Annotated in this window: 18 protein-coding genes and 1 tRNA gene; 7 read left to right on the top strand and 12 right to left on the bottom strand. The window is 70.4% G+C overall.

What is annotated here, in order from left to right; genetic code table 11:
• Positions 1–18 precede the first annotated feature (18 nt).
• Positions 19–696 carry a DedA family protein gene (locus tag V7D28_RS03405; RefSeq protein WP_333585953.1) on the top strand — a complete coding sequence of 226 codons (678 nt, stop codon included), beginning with the start codon at positions 19–21 and terminating at the stop codon, positions 694–696.
• On the opposite strand, the gene V7D28_RS03400 is transcribed toward V7D28_RS03405, so the two are convergent.
• The 7 genes from V7D28_RS03400 to V7D28_RS03370 form a co-directional block, all read right to left on the bottom strand.
• A complete protein-coding gene (locus tag V7D28_RS03400) occupies positions 648–2123 on the bottom strand; it encodes an MFS transporter (RefSeq protein ID WP_333585952.1) in 1476 nt (491 codons plus the stop codon). The genes V7D28_RS03405 and V7D28_RS03400 overlap by 49 nt on opposite strands.
• Complete coding sequence (locus tag V7D28_RS03395) at positions 2120–2893, bottom strand: TIM barrel protein (RefSeq protein WP_333585951.1); 774 nt, start codon at positions 2891–2893, stop codon at positions 2120–2122. The genes V7D28_RS03400 and V7D28_RS03395 overlap by 4 nt, the downstream gene beginning before the upstream one ends.
• The gene (locus V7D28_RS03390; protein WP_333585950.1) at positions 2890–4044 is read right to left on the bottom strand and encodes a Gfo/Idh/MocA family protein; all 1155 of its coding nucleotides are present in this window, start codon (positions 4042–4044) and stop codon (positions 2890–2892) included. Before V7D28_RS03390 ends, V7D28_RS03395 begins: the two co-directional genes overlap by 4 nt.
• A complete protein-coding gene (locus V7D28_RS03385; protein WP_333585949.1) occupies positions 4041–5099 on the bottom strand; it encodes a sugar phosphate isomerase/epimerase family protein in 1059 nt (352 codons plus the stop codon). Before V7D28_RS03385 ends, V7D28_RS03390 begins: the two co-directional genes overlap by 4 nt.
• 50 nt (positions 5100–5149) lie before the next feature.
• A complete protein-coding gene (locus V7D28_RS03380) occupies positions 5150–5881 on the bottom strand; it encodes a sugar phosphate isomerase/epimerase family protein (protein WP_333585948.1) in 732 nt (243 codons plus the stop codon).
• Positions 5882–5883: 2 nt separating this feature from the next.
• Positions 5884–7578: a GMC family oxidoreductase gene (locus V7D28_RS03375; protein WP_333585947.1), complete on the bottom strand. Its 1695-nt coding sequence runs from the start codon at positions 7576–7578 to the stop codon at positions 5884–5886.
• Between the two features lie 97 nt (positions 7579–7675).
• Positions 7676–7765: transfer RNA gene (locus V7D28_RS03370), tRNA-Ser, on the bottom strand.
• A gap of 224 nt (positions 7766–7989) precedes the next feature.
• Between V7D28_RS03370 and V7D28_RS03365 the strand changes: the two genes are divergently transcribed.
• Genes V7D28_RS03365 through hfsH form a run of 4 tightly spaced genes read left to right on the top strand, consistent with a single transcriptional unit; the run spans position 7990 to position 12732 of the window.
• The gene (locus V7D28_RS03365; protein WP_333585946.1) at positions 7990–9573 is read left to right on the top strand and encodes an exopolysaccharide biosynthesis polyprenyl glycosylphosphotransferase; all 1584 of its coding nucleotides are present in this window, start codon (positions 7990–7992) and stop codon (positions 9571–9573) included.
• Between the two features lie 11 nt (positions 9574–9584).
• Entirely contained in the window at positions 9585–11027 is a 1443-nt protein-coding gene (hfsF, locus tag V7D28_RS03360; RefSeq protein ID WP_333585945.1) for a polysaccharide biosynthesis protein HfsF, read from the top strand.
• Complete coding sequence (hfsG, locus tag V7D28_RS03355) at positions 11024–11944, top strand: polysaccharide biosynthesis protein HfsG (RefSeq protein ID WP_333585944.1); 921 nt, start codon at positions 11024–11026, stop codon at positions 11942–11944. Before hfsF ends, hfsG begins: the two co-directional genes overlap by 4 nt.
• A complete protein-coding gene (gene hfsH, locus V7D28_RS03350; RefSeq protein ID WP_333585943.1) occupies positions 11944–12732 on the top strand; it encodes an oligosaccharide deacetylase HfsH in 789 nt (262 codons plus the stop codon). Before hfsG ends, hfsH begins: the two co-directional genes overlap by 1 nt.
• A gap of 9 nt (positions 12733–12741) precedes the next feature.
• On the opposite strand, the gene rsgA is transcribed toward hfsH, so the two are convergent.
• The 4 genes from rsgA to V7D28_RS03330 form a co-directional block, all read right to left on the bottom strand.
• On the bottom strand, positions 12742–13809 hold the full coding sequence (rsgA, locus tag V7D28_RS03345) for a ribosome small subunit-dependent GTPase A (RefSeq protein WP_333585942.1): 1068 nt from the start codon (positions 13807–13809) through the stop codon (positions 12742–12744).
• Between the two features lie 177 nt (positions 13810–13986).
• Entirely contained in the window at positions 13987–15270 is a 1284-nt protein-coding gene (locus tag V7D28_RS03340) for an O-antigen ligase family protein (protein WP_333585941.1), read from the bottom strand.
• Entirely contained in the window at positions 15267–15968 is a 702-nt protein-coding gene (locus tag V7D28_RS03335) for a sugar kinase (protein ID WP_333585940.1), read from the bottom strand. Before V7D28_RS03335 ends, V7D28_RS03340 begins: the two co-directional genes overlap by 4 nt.
• A gap of 70 nt (positions 15969–16038) precedes the next feature.
• Positions 16039–17514: a GumC family protein gene (locus V7D28_RS03330; protein WP_333585939.1), complete on the bottom strand. Its 1476-nt coding sequence runs from the start codon at positions 17512–17514 to the stop codon at positions 16039–16041.
• Between the two features lie 116 nt (positions 17515–17630).
• Here V7D28_RS03330 and V7D28_RS03325 point away from each other — a divergent pair, with 116 nt between their 5' ends.
• Positions 17631–18383, top strand: coding sequence for a polysaccharide biosynthesis/export family protein (locus V7D28_RS03325; protein ID WP_333585938.1), 753 nt, complete (start codon positions 17631–17633; stop codon positions 18381–18383).
• 49 nt (positions 18384–18432) lie between these two features.
• Here V7D28_RS03325 and V7D28_RS03320 read toward each other — a convergent pair whose 3' ends face one another.
• On the bottom strand, positions 18433–18708 hold the full coding sequence (locus tag V7D28_RS03320) for a sel1 repeat family protein (RefSeq protein ID WP_333585937.1): 276 nt from the start codon (positions 18706–18708) through the stop codon (positions 18433–18435).
• A gap of 263 nt (positions 18709–18971) precedes the next feature.
• Here V7D28_RS03320 and V7D28_RS03315 point away from each other — a divergent pair, with 263 nt between their 5' ends.
• Positions 18972–19346, top strand: a complete 375-nt coding sequence (locus tag V7D28_RS03315; RefSeq protein WP_333585936.1) for an RcnB family protein — start codon at positions 18972–18974, stop codon at positions 19344–19346.
• Positions 19347–19643 lie beyond the last annotated feature (297 nt).

Here is a 19643-nt window from a genome sequence, read left to right as displayed (position 1 = left end):
AGGCGCGCGCCTTACGCCATGACTCTCAACCTCTCCGCCGCCGGTTCTGATCTTGGCCGGCTGATCACCGACAACCCCGAGCAGGCCGCCCTGATCGTGGGTCTGCTGGTGTTCGCCGAAAGCCTGGCCTTTGTGGGCGTCTTTGTGCCGTCGACGGCCCTGCTGCTGGCCCTGGGCGCGCTGCTGGGCGCAGGCGTCCTGGCGCCGGGGCCGCTGCTGGCCTTCGCGGTGGCCGGGGCCGTGGCGGGGGACGCCATTTCCTACGAAGCCGGGCGCTGGATGGGACCGGGCGCTCTGCGCCACCCCCTGATGATGCGCCGACGCCGGACGGTGGCCCGGGCCCGTCTGTTCATCCATCAGTCCGGCATGACCGCCATGATCCTCGGGCGCTTCACGGGGCCGGTGCGCTCCTTCGTGCCCCTGGTGGGGGGCATGCTGCGTATGGGCCGGGTGCGGTTCCAGGCGGCCAATCTCATCGGGGCTCTCCTCTGGATCCCCGTCATGCTCGCGCCCGGCTATCTGGGGGCCAAGGGGATCGCGGCCCTGCCCTCAGGCGCACTGGAGCCCGTCCTGGCCGCCCTCGCCATCCTCGTCGTTGCGCTCCTCGTCTGGCGCCGCCGGCGGCCGACCGGACAGGACGAGGTGGTTCAGGCGGGGGCCTCCTCCCCATCCTCGCCCGCGGCGCGCCGGCGATGAATCTCCGCCGAGATTTCCTTCTGCCGCACCCGGCCCACGGCGTAGGGGGCGAACATCACGAAGGCGATCAGGGCCACCAGGGCCGAGCCCGGACCCCAGGCCAGCAGCAGCCGCACCAGCACGTCGGCAGGCAGCTCGACGCCCACCGCGCGTCCCGCCTCCCTGGGAAAGCGCAGGGCGTCCAGGGCCACGCCCGCCACCAGGATCCCTACGCCTGACGCAGCCTTGGCGGCGAAGCCCAGGCCCGCGAAATAGAGCCCCTCCCGCCGACGCCGGAACAGGAACTCATGCTCGTCTGCGGCGTCGGCCATCATGGAGGGATAGGCGATCATGGCGAAGCCTACGCCAAAGCCGGCCATGGCGCTGTTGGCGGAGAGCGCGATGGTGGCGGCCGAGCCCTCAGGCCGGTAGAGGCCGCTCACCCAGACCAGAGGCAGGACGACCCAGGAGACCAGCACCAGGCCCAGGCCCACCAGAACCACGGTGCGTTTCTCCAGGCGGCGGGTGAGCTGGGGCGTCAGGGGGATGCCGGCCAGTATGCCCGCCAGATAGGCGTAGCCCACGAACTGCATCATCTCCGGCCGCAGCTTCCAGACAAAAAGCTGGCTGTGCGCGTTCAGCGTCCCGTTGGCGCCCACCGCGGCGTAGAAGACCACCGCCGAAAAGAAGAGGATCCGGAAGGAGCGATTGCGCAGGATCTCCCGCACCTCGCCCGGCAGTCGCCGCCACATGGCCGCATCCACCGAGGGTGCGCTGGGCAGGCCGGCGGCGAACCGGTAGACCCCCAGGCAACAGGCCATCATGGCCACGAACAGCACGGCCGCCACCGCCCAGCCGAAGCTGGGATAGCGTTCGGGCGCCTGCAGCCCCCCCTCCCCGGCGAAGAAGACCGAATAGGCCAGGGCCGTGATCACCACGCTGGTGAGGATGCCCACCGTCACCCGCCAGGCCACGATGGAGGAGCGCTCCACATAGTCGTCGGCCATCTCCGCCCCGAGCGCCAGGAACGGGACCCAGAAGACCGAGATGAAGGCGCGCACCGCCACCGAAACCGCCGCCAGCCAGGCGAACAGCAGGGGCTCGGCCAGACCGGCGGGCGGGCTGAACAGCAGGCCCAGGGCCACGGCGGTGAGCGGCGCGCCGATGAACATCAGCGGCGCGCGGCGGCCATAGCGCGAGCGCAGATTGTCCGACCAGGAGCCGATGAAAGGGTCCACCGCGGCGTCGGCGCACAGGCCGATGAACAGGGCGGCCCCCACCAGCGAGCCCGAGAGGCCCAGGACGGCGGTGTAGTAGAAGAAGATGAAGCCCGCCGCGGTGGTGAAGACCGCATCGGCCGCTCCGCCCAGGCTGTAGGCGACCTTGATCGCGCGCGGCGGTCGCTGGCCCGCTGGCGCACCGGCCGGGGCGGCGGTGAAGGCGCTCATGCTTCGGCCGCCGCGAAATGCCCCATGGCCTGACGCAGGGCCGCCTCCGGGTCGTGGCGGGGGATGAATTCGTGGCCGATCCAGCCGTCATAGCCCAGATGCCGCAGCAGGCCGGCCACGGCGGGCCAGTGGATTTCCTGCCGGTCGTCCAGGTCGCGCCGGCCCGGCGCGCCCCCGGTGTGGATGTGGCCGATGAGCGGCAGATGGGCGCGCAGGGTCCGCAGCAGATCCCCCTCCATCAGCTGCATGTGATAGGCGTCGTAGAGCAGCCGCAGGCCCGGCGAGTTCACCCCATCCACCACGCGAGCGCCCCAGGCGGTATGGTCGCAATGCTGGTCGGGATGATCGACCTTGGAGTTCAGCAGCTCCAGCAGCAGCATGACCCCCGCCGCCGACGCCGTCTCGGCCAGGGGGGCCAGTCCCTCGATCATGGCCGCGATGGCCGCCTCATCGCCGCGGCCTTCGCGGTTGCCGGAAAAGACGATCACCTTCTCCACCCCGCCCGCGGCGGCGCTGGCGATGGATCGCCGCACAACCTCGCTCAGCGCCGGATGGTTGGCCCGGTCGTTGAAGCCCACCTCCAGCGGCTGGTGGCCGGTCAGGGTGACGATCTGCAGGCCCGCCGCCCGGGCCGCCGGCCACAGGGCCTCGGGCAGCATCTCGACCCCTTGCGCCCCGGCCGCCGCCATCTCGCGCAGGAAGGCGGGGCCGTCCACCTGGCGGCCGGCGGTGAAGGCCCACCAGGCGAAGGCGTGGCGAAAGGCGCTCATGCCGCCAGCGGCGTCCAGACGCCGTCGGCGGCGTGGCTTGCGACCACCGCTTCGATGAAGGCCACGCCCTCCACCCCGTCGCCGACCCCCGGCGCCAGCCGGGCCAGAGGATCGGGGGAGCGTCCCTGGCGGTGGGCGCCGATCAGTTCGGCGGCGTCGGCATAGATCTGCGCGAAGCCTTCCAGATAGCCTTCCGGATGGCCGGCAGGCAGGCGGGTGGCGGCCGCCGCAGCCAGCGACAGGCCAGGCCCGCCCCGCCGCAAGAGGCGCGGCGCCTCGCCCAGGGGAGCATGGCGCAGCAGGTCGGGCTCTTCCTGCGACCATTCCAGGCCGCCGTCCTCTCCGTAGATGCGCAGGCGCAGGCCGTTGGCGGCGCCCGGCGCCACCTGACTGGCCCAGAGCTGTCCCCGCGCGCCACCTTCGAAACGCAGCTGCACATGGACATTGTCATCCACCCGGCGTCCGTCGACGAAGGTCGCAAGGTCGGCGCTGAGCGCCGCCGTCCGCGCCCCGGTGACGAACCGGCTCAGATGATAGGCGTGGGTGGCGATGTCGCCCAGGGCGCCGCCGGGGCCCGCCCGCGAAGGGTCGCCCCGCCAGTCGGCCTGCTTGTTGCCGGTCAGGTCCCGGGCCAGCCAGTCCTGGACATATTCCACCTGCACGATCCGCAGCCGCCCCAGCCGGCCGGCCTGCACCAGGGCGCGGGCCTCGCGCACCATGGGATAGCCGGAATAGTTGTGGGTCAGGACGAAGGGCAGGCCCGTCTGGTCCACCAGCCCGGCCAGGGCGCGGGCCTGGGCCAGGTCCACGGTCAGCGGCTTGTCGCAGATCACCGGGACCCCGGCCCCCAGAAAAGCGGTGGCGATGGGGGCGTGCAGATGGTTGGGCGTGACGACGGCCACGGCCTCGATCCCGTCGGGGCGTTCAGCCTCGGCCCGCGCCATCGTGCGCCAGTCGCCATAGGCGCGGGCGGGCTCCAGGCCGAGGGACCGGCCAAAGTCCTGCGATACGGCGGGGTCGGAGGAGAAGGCGCCGGCCACGAGGTTCCAGCGGCCATCCAGCCGGGCGGCCATGCGGTGAACGCCGCCGATGAAGGCGCCCGGCCCGCCCCCCACCATGCCCAGCCGCAGGGGCGCGCCCTGGCGGCTCAACGGTCGAGCCCCAGCAGCCGCCGATTGGCCGCCTGATCCACGTCGGTGGCCACGAAATCGTCAAAGGCCCGGTCGGTGACGCGGATGATGTGGTCGGCGATGAAGGCCGCTCCCTCGCGGGCGCCGTCCTCCCAGTGCTTGAGGCAGCACTCCCATTCCAGCACCGCCCAGCCGGAGAAGTCATAGGCCGCCAGCTTGGAGAAGATGCCCATGAAATCCACCTGGCCGTCGCCCACCGAACGGAAGCGGGCCGCCCGGTCGATCCAGGGCTGATAGCCGCTATAGACCCCCTGGCGGCCGGTGGGATTGAACTCCGCGTCCTTGACGTGGAACATCTTTATCCGCTCGTGGTAGATGTCGATATATTCAAGATAATCAAGCTGTTGCAGCAGGAAGTGGCTGGGGTCATAGAGGATGTTGCAGCGGGGGTGGCCGCCCACCCGCTCCAGGAACATCTCGAAGGTCGCCCCGTCGAACAGATCCTCGCCGGGATGGATCTCGTAGCAGAGATCAACGCCCGCCTCGTCGAAGGCGTCTAGGATCGGCCGCCAGCGGCGCGCCAGCTCGTCAAAGGCCGTCTCGATCAGACCCGCCGGCCGCTGCGGATAGGGGTAGAGATAGGGCCAGGCGAGAGACCCTGAGAAGGTCACATGGGCGTCCAGGCCGAGCCGCCGGGAGGCCTTGGCCGCCAGCAAAAGCTGGTTCTCCGCCCAGGCCTGGCGGGCGGCGGGGTCTCCCCTCACCTCCCGCGGGACGCCGCTGTCATAGAGCGGGTCATAGGCCGGATGCACGGCCACCATCTGGCCCTGGCTGTGGGTGGAAAGCTCGCTGATCTGGATGCCGGCCTCGGCGAGCTGGCCGCTAACCTCGTCGCAATAGGTCTGGCTCTCTGCGGCGCGCTCAAGATTGAACAGGCGGCGGTCCCAGGTGGGGATCTGGACGGCCACGAACCCCATCTCGGCGGCCCAGCGGGCGATGTCGGGCAGGTTGTTGAACGGCACCTCGTTCCCGGCGAACTGCGCCAGGAAGATGCCGGGTCCCTTGATGGTCTTCATGTTCCTCCGCCTTTCGAAAACTGCGCCCGTTCGTCCGGGTCTTTCTCGGTTCAGGCCGCCTGAGTGATGGCGCGCAGGTGGGCCAGGCTGGCCGCCGCGCTGGCCCAGGGGTCGGCCGGACGGTCGTGCTCGACGATGAAATGCTCAGCGCCAGCCGCGCGGGCGGCCTCCAGCAGGCGGCCATAGTCCATGACGCCAGCGCCCACATCGGCCATGTCGCCATCCTCGGCCATGTCCTTGAGGTGAACCAGCTTCACGCGGCCTCTCAGACGACCCAGCATTTCCTCAGGATCTTCACCGGCCTTGCGCGTCCAATAGAGGTCAAGCTCCAGTCCCACCCGGTCCGGGTCGGTGCCGGCCAGCAGGCGGTCATAGGGCCGCGCCCCGGCCGGGCCTTCGAACTCGAAATCATGGTTGTGATAGGCGAAGCCGAAGCCCTTTTCCGCCACCATGTCGGCCAGGCCCTCCAGGCTGGCGATCACCTCGTCCCATCGCCTCTGCTCCGGCGTAAGATAGGGCAGCACCAGGAAGCGGCAGCCCAAGGCCTCCCCCATGGCCAGCACCTCGGCCGGACGCTGGCGCAGGTCATCCAGACCCACATGGGCTGAGGGCGCGCTCAGGCCTGCCGCTTCCATGCGCCGGCGCAGGGCGGCGAAGTCCATGTCCAGGGGGGCGGCGAACTCCACCTCGTCATAGCCAAGCTCGGCCACCCGCTCGAGGGTGGCGACGGGATCGTCCCGGAAGGCGCGGCGCAGGGTGTAGAGCTGAAGGCCGAACTTCATGGTCAGAGCGCTCCGTCGCGCAGCAGGTCGACGGCATGGTTCGCCGCCCGGGCGCTGAGCGCCATATAGGTGAGCGAGGGGTTCATGGAGGCCGAGGAGGTCATGGCCGCCCCGTCGGTGATGAACAGGTTCGGGACCTCATGGGCCTGGCTCCAGCCGTTCAGCACCGAGGTCTTGGGGTCGCGGCCCATGCGCGCCGTGCCCATCTCATGAATGCGGTCGCCCGGCGGGGTGATCTTCTCGGCCGCCTCTTCCCAGGGCGTGATGTCCACGCAGCCGACGGCCTTGAGCATCTCATAGGCGTCCCGGGCGGCCTCTCGCATCATCACCTGTTCGTTGCGCCCGTGGGCGGCGTCGATCACCGGCACCGGCACGCCCCACTGGTCGGTGCGCGTCGCCGACAGGGTGACCCGATTGTCGGGATTGGGTAGGACCTCGCCGAAGGGGGTGAGGCTCAGCGACCAGGGCTTGCCGCCCGTGGCCTCCTCGCGCTCGGCGCCGCCCATGGCGCGGGCCTCGATGCGCCGGGTGCGCCCGGCCCCGCCCTGGAAGCCGAAGCCCCGCAGATAGGGCTTGTCCGGCTCGGTGATGTGGGCGTAGCGGGGAATATAGACGCCGGTGGGCCGGTCGGCGGGGTCGTGGACGTCCTCGAAGCCCGGATAACGGCCGGTGACGCCCGCGCTGCTCACATGGTCCATCAGGTTGCGCCCCACCTGATCGCTGCCATTGGCCAGGCCCCGCGGGAAGGCTTCAGAGCGCGAGTTCAGCAGGATGGCGGCCGAGGCGATGGCCGAGGCGTTGAGGAAGATCAGGCGCGCCTCGAACACCCGCCCGGCCTTGCCCACCCGGTCCACCGTGCGCACGCCCGTGGCCCGGCCGCTGACCGGATCATATTCCACGGCCGCGACGATGGTGTCGGTCATCACCGTCAGATTGCCGGTCTTGCGGGCCGCCGGCAGGGTGGCGGCCAGGGTCGAGAAATAGCCCCCCAGCGGGCAGCCATGGACGCAGCGCATCCGCTGTTCGCACCGGCCGCGTCCCAGGTCCTGGTGGACCTTGGTCACCCGCGACAGCTGGGCGGCCCGCCCGATGATCATGCGCCGGCCGGGAAAGGCCTGCTCGATGACGCCCTTGGCGGCCTCCTCCACCACATTCATGGGATAGGGCGGCAGGAAGTCCCCATCGGGCAGCTGGGGGACCTCGTCATAGTCGCCCGAGACGCCGGCGAAGGCCTCCACATGGTCGTACCAGGGGGCCAGATCCTCATAGCGGATGGGCCAGTCCACCCCATGGCCGTCCTTGAGGTTGGACTCGAAATCCTGCGGCGCCAGCCGGTAGGACTGCCGCCACCAGGTCAGCGACCGGCCGCCCAGGTGATAGCCGCGGATCCAGCGATAGGGCTTGTCCGGCGGCGTCTCATAGGGATGGTCGTGGTCGCTGGCCCAGAACTTCCGGTTGGAGTTGAAGAGCGCATAGCTCACCCCCGGATAATAGGGATGGTGCAGGGCAAGCTCCTCGGCCGGCACCTGATCGTCGCGGCGCCGCAGCTGGGCGGCCAGGTCGTGGCTGTAGTCGGCGCCGTGCTCGATATGCGGCCCGCGCTCCAGCATCAGGACCTTCAGGCCCCGCTCGCAGAGCTCCTTGGCCACCCAGCCGCCGCTGATGCCAGAGCCCACGACGATCGCATCGAACGCCATACTGTTTCCCCCGGTTTTAGGGGGAGCATGTCAGGGCCACGGGAACCGCGCAAACCCTTGGTGGAAACCGTGTGAGGGTGACGTTGGGGCAGATGGGTGGCGGTGACGGAGGGATTCGAACCCTCGATACCCTTTCAGGTATGACGATTTAGCAAACCGTTGCCTTCAGCCACTCGGCCACGTCACCAGCTCGATTGTTCAGCGGGTTGTCTCCCGCCCTCAGGCGCGAAGGGCGGCGCAGGCGCCGGCTTCGATTCCGAAGGAGGGTTTCCATAGCCGAAACGGGGCGGCGGGGGCAACGGCTTGCGCGCGCCTTTCCTGAAAGTGCGGCTTTCGTCGCGCGGGTTAACCTGTCGATCAGGGGCGGCGCCCCATTATGGGCGGCAGTTTCGAAGGCTTCCCCCGCGCAGAATGTCCAATCTGGTCCGCCTTACGCCCCGTCCCCGCGACGCGACGGCTGCTCCAGACGCCGGACGCGAGGCCGAAGCGCAGGCCGAGGCCGCCTTCGCCGCGGGTCTTGAGGATCAGGACGCCCTGCCTCCGGCCGAGAGCGCGCGCCCTCAGGACCGGCGCGGCCCCCTGCGCCCCGAACGCCTCAGCCCCACCCGGCGTCGTCTGCATGGCCAGGCCTATGCCTGGGCCTTCCAGGCCGCGGATGGCGTTCTGCTGGTGGCGCTGAGCCTCGCCTTCTTTTTCGCCGCGCCCCTGCAGGCCGGCCTCTTTGTCGCCCCGGCCCTGACCGTGATGCTGGCCCTGAGCCTGCTTGGCCTCTACCAGTTCAGCGCCCGTCAGGGCCTGGCCTGGCGACTGTCGCAGATCGCCGTGGCCGTGGCCGCGGGGCTGGCCGCCGCCGGCGTGATCCTCAGCCTGATCCTGCCGACGGCCAGCGTCATCGGCGTGCTGGCCCCGTGGGGCGCCGGCGCGCTGCTGGGGCTCTATGGCCTGCACGCCCTCTGGTGGCTGCTGGTGCGCCAGTGGCGGCGCAATGGGCGGCTGACCCCCAATGTGGTGATCGTCGGCGCCACGCCCGCGGCCGAGCGGCTGATCGGGCGAGCCCTGGCCTCGCGGGAGTTGAACGTGCTGGGGGTGTTCGACGACCGGCTGGACCGGGCGCCGCCCGCCCTGCGCGGCGTGCCCGTGCTGGGCGACACCCGCGCCCTGGTCGACCACCGGATCATGCCCTTCGTGGACCGGATCGTGGTGGCCGTGCCCGCCGGCGCGCGCGAGCGCGTGCGCCAGGTGATCGCGGCCCTGCGTCCCTTGCCCAACGAGATCACCCTTCTGCTGGAAGACGACCTGACGCCCCGCTCGGAGGCGCAGGAGGCGAGACGCGCCCGCGCCCTGCAGGACGTTCCGCTGGCCCATATCGCCGGACCGCCCAGCCATGTGGGGCGGGCCATCAGCAAGCGCCTGCTGGACCTGGGCGTCGGCCTGCTCGCCCTGGTGGTCGCCTTGCCGGTCATGGCGCTGATCGCCCTGGCCGTCCGGCTGGACAGCCCCGGCCCCATCTTCTTCCGTCAGCGCCGCCAGGGCTTCAACAACGAGGAGATCGTGGTCTGGAAGTTCCGCTCCATGCGCCACGAAGCCGCCGACGCCCACGCCGCGCGGCAGGTGCAGGCCGATGATGACCGGGTGACGCGGGTGGGCCGCTTCATCCGCGCCACCAGCCTGGACGAGCTGCCCCAGATCCTGAACGTGCTGAAGGGCGAGATGTCCCTGGTGGGGCCGCGGCCCCACGCCATCGGCATGATGACCGGCGATGTGGAGTCGGCGCGACTGGTGGCCGAATACGCTCATCGCCACCGGATGAAGCCCGGCATGACCGGCTGGGCGGCCATCCATGGCTCCCGCGGGCCGGTGGACACGCCGGAGGACGTGCGCCGCCGGGTGGAGCTGGACGTGGAATATATCGAGCGCCAGTCCCTCTGGCTCGACCTCTACATCATCGCCATGACCATCCCCTGCCTGCTGGGGGACCGGCAGGCCGTGCGCTAGAGGGGCGGCTGATGTTCTGGCGCGGGGTGGTCGGCTATCTGCCGGTCAACATCATCCAGGGACTGGTGGGCCTGGCCACCATCGTCATCTTCACGCGCCTGCTGAGCCCCTCTCAGTTCGGCGACTATGCCCTGGCCTATTCGGTGATGACCCTGCTGCACACGGCGGTCTTCACCTGGAACGAGGCGGCGATGGCTCGGTTCTGGGTGGGCGCGGCCGACCGTGGCGCGGGCGCCGGCCACGCCGCCACCGTCTATCGCACGTGGGCGGCCCTGCTGGTGGTCCTGCCGCTGGCCCTTGGCCTGGCCTGGCTGATCCCCATGAGCGAGAGCCTGCGCCTGGCGGTGATCTGCGGACTGCTGGCCCTTCTGCCGCGCACCTTCGCCAAGCTCGCCCAGGAACGTCGGCGCGCCGCCGGAGAAGTCAGCGGCGCGGCCATGATCGACATCATCCAGACCCTCGGGGGCTTCCTGGCCGGCGCGGCCCTGGTCTTTGCGGGCCTGGGCGGAGCCGCGCCGCTCATCGGTTTCGCCCTGGCCGCCGTGGTCTGCGCCCTGTGGACCGCGCCTTCGGAGACGCGCCTGGCCCGTCCCGGCCGTTTCGAGGCGGCTCAGGCCCGAGACTATTTCGGCTATGGGCTGCCGGTGGCGCTCTCGCTCATCCTGGCCCTGGCGCTCTCCAGCACCGACCGTTTCGTGCTGGCCACCTTCCTGGATGAGGCGACCGTCGGCCTCTATCACGCCGGCTACAGTCTGGCGAACCGCACCCTCGACGTGGTCTTCATCTGGCTGGGGGCGGCCGGCGGGCCAGCCCTAATCGCGGCGCTGGAACGGGGCGGTCCGGGCGCCTTGTCCAAGGCCGCCCGGGAGCAGGCGGGCCTCATGCTGCTGCTCTGCGTGCCGGCCGCCGCGGGCCTGGCCCTGGTGGCCCAGCCCCTGGCCCATCTGATGGTCGGCCCGGACATGGCCGCCGGCGCGGCCCACGTCACTCCCTGGATCGCCGCCAGCGGCCTGCTGGCGGGACTCACCACCTATTACTTCCACCAGGCCTTCACCCTGGGGCGGCGCACCCAGGCCCTGCTGGCGGCCATGGCCCTGCCGGCCCTGGCCAATCTGGCCCTGAACCTCGTGCTCATTCCACGCTTTGGCCTGGACGGCGCCCTGTGGGCGACGGTGGCCAGCTACGCCATGGGACTGGCGGCCTCCATCGCGCTCGGCCGGCGCGCCATCGCCCTGCCCATCCCCTGGCGGACGCTCGCCCAGGTCCTGGCCGCCACAGCGGTGATGGGCCTAGCCGTGGCCGCCGTGCCGGCGGTGGGGGGCTGGATCGAACTGGCCGCCAAGGCGTCTGCGGGCGTGCTGGTCTTCGGCCTGATCGCCTATGTCCTGGACATCGGCGCCCTGCGCAGCCGGGGCCTGGCCCTGGTGCGCGATCTTCGGGCGAGGACCGCATGAGCCCCACCGTCTTCGACAATCCCGCCTGGGCCACGGCCCAGCCCGGGCTCTCGGTGTTGATCCCGTTCAAGGGCGACGATCCGCGCCCCCTGCTGGCCCTCTTGGACCGGGAGGCCGCCCCGGTGGAGATCGTCCTGCTGGACGACGGCTCGCAAGACGCCCCCCTCAGCGCCGCGGTGACCCAGGCGGTGGCGGCCATGGCCCTGCCCGTCCGCCTGGTGACGCTGGCCCGCAACGAGGGCCGCGCCAAGGGGCGCAACCGCCTGGCGGCCCAGGCCCGCGCCGGCCATTATCTGTTTCTCGACAGCGACATGGCGCCCGACCGCGCCGACTTCCTGGCCCGTTGGCTGGGCCTGATCGACGTCGAAGACCCCGCCGTGGCCTTTGGCGGCTTCTCCCTGGAGCAGGTGGTCCCGAGGCGCGATCACGCCCTGCACCGGGCCATGGCCGCCCATGCCGACTGCCTGCCCGCCGAGGTAAGGCGCCAGCAGCCGGAGAAGCACGTCTTCACCTCCAACCTGCTGGTGCGTCGCGACGTCTTCGCCGGCGAGGCCTTCGACGAGGGATTCTCCGGCTGGGGGTGGGAGGATGTGGAGTGGGGGATGCGGGTCGCCCGCCGCTGGCCCATTGTCCATATCGACAACACCGCCACCCATCTGGGCCTGGACCCCGCCCCGTTGATCGCGGCCAAGTATGAGCAGTCGGCGGCCAATTTCGCCCGGGTTGTGGCGGCCCATCGCGCGGTGGTGGAAACCTATCCCAGCTATCGGGCCGCCCGCCTGCTGCGCTACGCCCCCCTGTTGCGGCTCTGGCGGCCCCTGCTGAAGGCTTATGCCCTGGCCGAGGCCGCGCCCGTGCGCAGCCGGGCCTTCGCCATGCGGCTCTACCGGGCCGCGCTTTATGCCGAGGCGGTGTGATGGACCCCGCCGACGCCTACCAGCCCGACCGCTCGCTGAAGGGCAAGATCCGCCGCCGGGCGGTGCGCCTGGTCCATCGCCGCCCCCTGGCCCAGGCGCCGGAGCGGCCCATGGTCTCCTTTACCTTCGACGACGCCCCGGCCAGCGCCGTCACCACGGGCGTGGCCTTGCTGGAGGCGCGGGGCGCGCGCGGGGTCTTCTATGTCTCGGCGGGCCTCTGCGGCCAGGAAGGGCCCATGGGGACCTATGCCCAGCCCGCCGACTATCAGGCCCTGGCGGCCGCCGGGCATGAGATCGCCTGCCACACCTTCAGCCATCTGGACTGCGGTCGGGCGAGCGGCGCCGCAGCCGAGGCCGATGCAGATCGCAACCTCGCCGCGTTCAAGGCCTGGAACACCGGCCGCGTGACCAGTTTCGCCTATCCCTATGGCGACGTGGCGGCCGGCCCCAAGGGGCGGCTGGCGGGCCGTTACGCCACCCTGCGCGCCCTGCATCACGGCCTGATCGAGGCGGGCAGCGACCTCAACCAGCTCCCCGCCGTGGGGATCGAGGGGCCGGACGGCGAGGCCGTCGCGCGGGCCTGGCTGGACCGGGCGCTCGCACGCAAGGCCTGGCTGATCCTCTATACCCACGATGTGCGCGAGCCCCCCTCCCCCTGGGGCTGCACGCCTGGCGCCCTGGCCCGGCTGATCGACCACGCCCAGACCGGCGGGGCGGAGATCCTCACCACCGCCGAGGCCGCCGCCCGCCTGGGGGTGAGTGCTGGCGGAACCGCAGCGGCCGCTTGAATCCGGGGCCTAATCGTCCTCGGCCTCCCGGCGTCGACGGTTGGCCTTGGCCCGGCTGGCCCACAGTTTGCGATGGGCGGCCGCCGCCACGGGGCTCTCCTTACGTTCGAAATAGGCGCTCTCCCGCTCCAGCTTGCGGTAGCTCTCCAGACGCTCGGCGCTGAGGTCGCCCGAGGCGATCGCCGCCTGCACGGCGCACCCCGGCTCCCCTCGATGGCCGCAGTTGCGGAAGCGGCATTGCAGGGCGAGGGCCTCAATGTCCTCGAAGGTCTCGGCCGCGGCCCCTTCGCCGGGATCCCACAGCCCCAGCTCGCGCATGCCCGGCGTGTCCAGGATCAGGCCGCCCTGCGGCAGCAGGATGATCTCCCGGTGGGTGGTCGTGTGACGGCCCCGGCCGTCCAGGGCGCGCACCTCGCCCACCGCCTGGCGCTCGGCGCCGATCAGGGCGTTGACCAGGGTGGACTTGCCCACGCCCGACATGCCCAGCAGCACCCCAGTGCGGCCGGGGCCGAGCCAGCCCGCCACCTCCGCCACCCCCTGTCCCCGGGGCGCGGCCACGGCCAGGACCGGAACCTCGAGCGCCACGGCGCGCACGGCGTCCAGACGCGCCTCGAGATCAGGGCAAAGGTCGGCCTTGGTCAGGACCACCACCACCTGGGCGCCCGTATGGCGCGCGGCCGTGAGGTAGCGCTCGATGCGCCGCAGGTTGAAGTCGGCGTCGAGGCCGGTGGTGAGCAGCACCACGTCGAAATTGGCCGCCACCACCTGGGGCTTCTCCACCGAACCGGCCGCCCGGCGGACGAACTGGCTGTGGCGGGGCAGGACGGCCTGGATGGAGGCCACCCCGTCTTCGGGCGGCGGCGTGACCGCCACCCAGTCCCCCACCACGGGAAGGTCGGTGGCCAGGGCGTGATGCAGGAGGCGGCCGGCGGCTTCGGCGGAAAACTCCCCCTGCTCGCCCATCAGAACATAGCGGGCGCGGTGCTGGACGATGACGCGGGCGGCGACCAGGCCCTGGCGGGCATGGTCGGCGAAGTCGTGCTGGAGCCTTGCGTTCCAGCCATAGGATGAGAGCAATTCGAAGGTCCTTCGAACAGATGGGCCAGGAGGCGTCGCCGCGCGGCCCGTCAGGACCGGCGCATCAGGGGCGGACGCAATGAGGGGCGGAAACGTCAGACACAGCCATGATCCGTCCCTCCTTCCTGCCGCATCGTTCAGCGGTGAGCCGAAGGGTGGCGCGGGGCCGTTGCGCCGTCAAGCGCGATGGCGCGCCACCGCCTCGTCCGGCCAGGCCAGCTTCACCGCGATGGCCACGAACAGCACCCAGCGGAAGTCGTTATAGCTGACCGCCACGCTCTCGGTGATGGTCATCAGGCTGTAGACGATCAGGAAGGGGACGGCGAGATAGGCCCCCTTGTCGCGGAACAGGGCCAGAAGCGCCAGGAACAAGGTCTGGGCGTAAAACAGGCTGAAGGCCGCCAGACCCAGAAGCCCCATGCCCAGCCATTGTTCGATCCAGGCGTTATGGGCGTGCTGGGCGGTGAAGCCGGCTTCGGCCGCCATGGCCGCGTGCGGCGACCAGGGTCCCAGGTCATCCCAAACCACCCCGAACCCGTAGCCCAGCCAGGGGCGCAGCTCGATCTGGTTCATGGCCGCGGCCCAGATCTTTGTGCGGCCAGTCAGGGTGGCGTCCTTGCCGAGCAGGTCGAAGACCGCATCGGCGGCGAAGAGGGCCACGCCCGCGCCCAGGCCCACGGCCACCACGCCCAGCCACACCATGGCGACCCGGGTGATCGGCCCCCGGCGCAGGATCGCCACGAAGACCAGACCGCCGAGCCCCAGGACCAGGGCCACCAGCGAGGTCTTGGAGGTGGACAGGAGCGTCAGCAGCAGGGCCAGGGCCGCAAAGCCGCACCAGATCATCCAGCGGCGGGGATTGAGGGCGGCGGCCGCCCCCATGATGGCGAAGCCGATGGCCATGTTCCCGCCCAGCGCGTTCTTCTCCGGCCAGACCCCGCGCCAGGCGCCGGGAAAGATCTCCTGCATCACCCCCACCGAGGGCAGGACAATCGGCGTGATGAAGGCGATCACCGCCAGTATGGCGAAGGCCGCGGCGAACACCTCGGCCAGCTCCGCCCACTTGAACCGCGCCGCCAGAACCACCCCGCCCAGGGCCGAGCAATAGGCGGCGAACACCCGCCGTAACGTCTGGTCCGGCGCGATGGACCAGAAGACCGAGGCGGCGATGACCAGCATCAGCAGAATCAGGAAGGGCTGGCGCAGCAGGGCCATCAGGCTGGCGCCCGGCGCGGCGGCCAGCAGCAGGAAGCCCGCCGCATAGGCCGGCAGGTAGAGGACGCGGATCAGCCCGCCTTCGGCCGCGGTGGCCTGCTCGCCCATCAGCGGGAAGACCCAGGCCTGGCTGTAGACCAGCAGGAGAAAGAGCGCCGCCCCCAGCAGCAGCAGCCGCCACAGGGTCAGCGGCGGCGCCGGGCGAGGGGCGGCCACATAGGCCGGCCCCAGGGGCTGGGCCCTCACCGGATGAAGCTCCGGACAAAGGGCGGAGGCGAGACGCTCGCCCGGTTGAAGAACAGGCCCACCACGTCGGCGCCCGACCCGGTCAGGGCGTCGCGGGCGAAGGCCGGGGCGCGCACATCCGGCTCGTCGGCGGCCACCACCATCAGGGTCTGGTCCATGAAGGGGGCCACGGTCAAAGCCGCCTGGGACCGGTCCAGGGACGGGCAATCGACGATGATCAGGTCGGCGAACCGGCGCAGGGCCGCCCAGTATTCCCCCTCTGGCAGGATGTGAACCTGCTGGCGTCCGCGCAGGGCCTCGCGCCGGAACCGGGTGACCCACCACCGCGCCGCCCCGACCCGGTGGGCGGCCAGGAACCGGGCGTCGGGCCAGGCCTGGCCGTCTGGCCCCTGGCTTGCGGGCTGGACCTTGAAGAAGATCGAGCCGTCCGGACTGGCGGCGGCGGCCTCGCCCAACAGGCCATAGCGTTCGGCCTCATCGCCGATGGCCAGGAATTGCGACGACGCGAGCAGGTCGAGATCCACCAGCCACACCGACCGCCCGGCCCGCCGGGCCGCGAAGAAGGCCAGTTCCCGGGCCACGGTGGAAGCGCCCTCCCCGCGGCGGGCCGCGGCGACCTGGATGATGCGCGGACGGCCGGCCGCGGGCGCGCCCAAGGCGCCCCACAGTTCGGCCATCTCGGCGTTCAGGTTCACCATCTTACGACTCGCCGCACACAGACTCTGCGGAGGTTAGACGAAACACGTCGCCGCCGCAGGGACCATGCGCTCACCCTTTCATCGGTGCTGCGCCCAGCACCGGCAGATCCAGGGTGCGGGCGGCCGATTGCGGAGTGGGCAGGCCCGGGCGCAGGAACATGCGCAGCAGGCCCGCGCAAAGGGCCGTGAAACCGGCGAACAGGAAGGCCAGGACGAAGACCGGCTTGCGCAGGCTCTTGCCCCGGGCCGGCGGGGTGGCGCGCTGGACGATGCGGATGTTGTCGTTGGTGGCCGCGGCGATCTCGCGGGCCGCCCGGTTCTGCTCTTCCTTCACCGCGAAGTCCCGCACATTGGCCTGGAGCACGTCGCGATCGAGGCTGAGCGCCAGGAATCGGGGCTCCAATTCGGCCAGCTTGAGGCGTCGATCGGTCAGTTGGCGCAGCTGCTCGTTCAGCGCGGTCAGGGACTGGCGCAGGGCGGCGACCTCAGCCTCCATCTGGAACTTCTCGGTCTGAAGGGTCTGCCAGACCGGATTGACGCCCACCCGCCGGGCGCCCTCCCCCGTGGTCCGCCCCGCGGCGATGCCGGCCTCCAGGCGGGCGATCTGGGCGTCCAGGTCCCGCACGGGCTGGGCGTCGGCCCGGTAGCGGCCGAGCAGGTCCTCCCGCTGGAGCTTCAGCTCCACCAGCTTCTGGGCGGCGGTGTTGTTCTCGTCGCGGAACAGGCCGATCTCGGGGGATACCTGCCCCATCTGGGCGCGCAGGCCGGCCAGCCGGCCGGAGCGGTCCTGCAGCTGCGCCTCGGTCTGATACTTCTGCTGCTCCACCTGCGCCTGAAGCTGCGAAAGCGCGGCCTTTTCGGCGACGAAGTCGGCGATGCGATTGCTGGTGAGGAAGGCCTCATAGGCGGCGTCGGCTTCGGCGAGCCGGGTCTCGAAGGCCCGCTTCTGGGTGAGGAGCGCCGGGGCGTCGACCTCCACCAGCACGCGCCGGCGATGGACCAGGTACTCCTCCAGCAGCGTGTTCAGCACCAGCGCCGCCACCTTGGGATCCTCGTGCTCGAAGCTCAGGCGCACGATGGGGGTGTCGGGGGCGGTTCCGATTTTCAGGCTCGTCTCCATGGCCCGGATCGCCTTGGCGGTGATCACCTGCTTCTCTTCGGGACCTGCGCCTGCATAGGTCTTGGCCAGTTCCGGATAGATGCGCGCCAGGCCCAGCCGGTCGATCACCTTCTGCTTGAGCTCAGCCGACCCCAGGATCTCCACCTCGGACTGCAGCACCTGGTCGGAATCAGGCACCGCCCCCCGGCCCGCATCGCCGGCCCGCGGCTCATAGACATATTCCTGTCCCAGCCTGACGAGCACACTGGAATTGGCGGCGTAGGTCGTCTTCAGGCTGAAGGCCGCCAGGGTCCCCAGGATCATCAGAACCGCGAAGACGGCCAGCATGAGAAAGCGCTCACGCCACAGCAGAACCACGAAATCGGAAGGCGCATACCGGGGCCGCGCCGCCCAGTCAGAACGGGGCGCCGGATCGTAAGCTCTCATGGTCCAGGCGCTCGAGGCGGCCATAGCGATTCCGGGGGCTCCCAGCGGATGAGATCGGACCGTCGCCGGGCGCGCTTAAGACTTCGTTACCCATTCCTGTTAACCCTGGGGCCATGATGAAACGGCGCATTTCGACCCTCTTGGCGACGGGGCTCGCCGTCCTGGCGGTGACCGGCTGCGGCGGGGCGCGTCATGTGCCAGGCGCCAGTCTCGTGGGCCTGGCGCCGGCTGAGCCGGCCACGCCCTTCGCCGACATCCCCTATGCCCAATGGACCGATTATGAGCCCCCCTACCGGCTCTATCCGGGAGATGAGCTGGAGGTCTTGATCCCCTCGGCGCCGGAGCTCAGCAAGACGGTGACCGTGCAGCCCGACGGGCGCATCACCCTGCCCCTGGTGCCCCCCGTCATGGCCGCCGATCGGACGGCCCTTCAGGTCGAGGCGGCGCTGTCCCAGGCCTATGCCGCCCATCTGGTGCGCCCGGAGGTGTTCGTCACCGCCAAGGCTGCGCCGCTGAAGGTGTTCGTGGGGGGCGAGGTGGGGACGCCCGGCATCTATGACATGGCCGGGGACGCCGACGCCCTGCGGGCCGTCATTCAGGCGGGCGGTTTCCGCCCCACGGCCGACCGCAGCAAGGTGATCATCCTGCGCCGGGGCCAGGGGGGACAGGGCATGATGCGCACCGCAGACCTTTTGTCGGGCCTGCGCAATCCGGCCGCGGACCTGGTGCCCCTGCGGCGATTCGACATCGTCTATGTGCCCAGAAGCGGGGTCGCCAACGCCGGGCTCTTCGTCCAGCAGTACTTCCGCGACCTCTCGCCGATCCAGTTCGGGTTCAGCTACGCCCTGAACGAGCAGGGGCTGAACTGAGGCAGGCCAGGCGCCGCTGGGCGCCGGGTCTGGAACAGCCTTCGCCGGCTCAAGCCTGGGCCAGCCACTCGCGGGCGGCGCGCTGGGCTTCGGCGACCTCTTCGGACGCCATCTCCTGCGAGAGTTCCTTGCGGTAGATCTTGGCTTCCACCGAGCCGCGCATGGCCGCCAGATTGAACAGCATGTGCGCCGAGACATAGTCCAGCGGCGCCCCGCCCTGGCCGGTGGAATACAGCATCCCCAGGCGGAACAGTTCGTCGCCCGAAGCTTCCGGTCCTGGCACGGGCAGGCCTTCGGCGGGCCCCGTCTCCATGGTCATAGACATCTTGTCTTCCCTTGAAAGCCGAGGTCGGTTCTGCCCCCGGCTGGCTTTTCATGAGCGCAGGAAAGTCTAGATCGACTGAACATATGGTTAAGTCGAAGCGCGACTCGATTTGGCGCGTCAGATTCTGTCTCCGACAGGTTAACTCCTGGAAATCTCTATGGAATGGCGGTTAACAGGCGTCCGCTACGAAGACTTGCCGGGAGCCAACGGCCGCGTTGCTCGTTTTCTTCGCCGAGGGACCTGTGACACCCCGGAGAAACGCCATGAAAACCGTGATCATGACCGCCGCTCTCGCCCTTGCCTTCGCCGCTCCGTCTGTCGGCCAGGCGCATCCCAAGGGCGAGCGGCACTACTATGCGCCCCACGCCAAGGGTCCGCCGCACGCCAAGGGGGCGCACCGCGCCAAAGGGCATCCTCATGGCATGCCCCCCGGCCAGGCGCGCAAGGCGTGGCGCCAGGGTCAGTACATGCCGCGCACCTATGTGGTGGAGCGGACCTACTACGTCGTCGAGCCCCAGCGGTACAATCTGCGTCCGGCGCCGGCCGGCTATCGCTGGGTCCGCGTGGACGGCGACGTCTATCTGGCCCAGACCCAGACCGGGCTGATCGCCGAGGTCGTGCGCAACCTCATCCAGTGAGGATAGCCGCCGGGCCAAGCTGACAAAGATGTTCAGCCAGGGTTCACGCCAACGCCCCCAAGCTTTGGTTATCGGGGGATTGACGTGGCCCTGCGGCGCTCGCCGAAGGTCCGGAAGGAATGGAGACGTGCATGAAGCGTCTGATCTTAAGCCTGGCGGCGGTGGCGGCGGTGGCCGGCCCCATCATGGCCTCGGCCACAACCGCGCAGGCGCAGTCGTGGGATCGTCGCGACAACAACTGGGACCGGCGGGACAACAACTGGGACCGGCGCGGGGATCACCGCGGCGATCCCCGCT

The sequence above is a fragment of the Phenylobacterium sp. genome (genome assembly GCF_036723115.1).
Classification (GTDB): Bacteria; Pseudomonadota; Alphaproteobacteria; order Caulobacterales; family Caulobacteraceae; genus Phenylobacterium.
The sequence above is the reverse complement of the archived record's forward strand: the minus strand, read 5'-3'. Positions and strand labels throughout refer to the sequence as shown.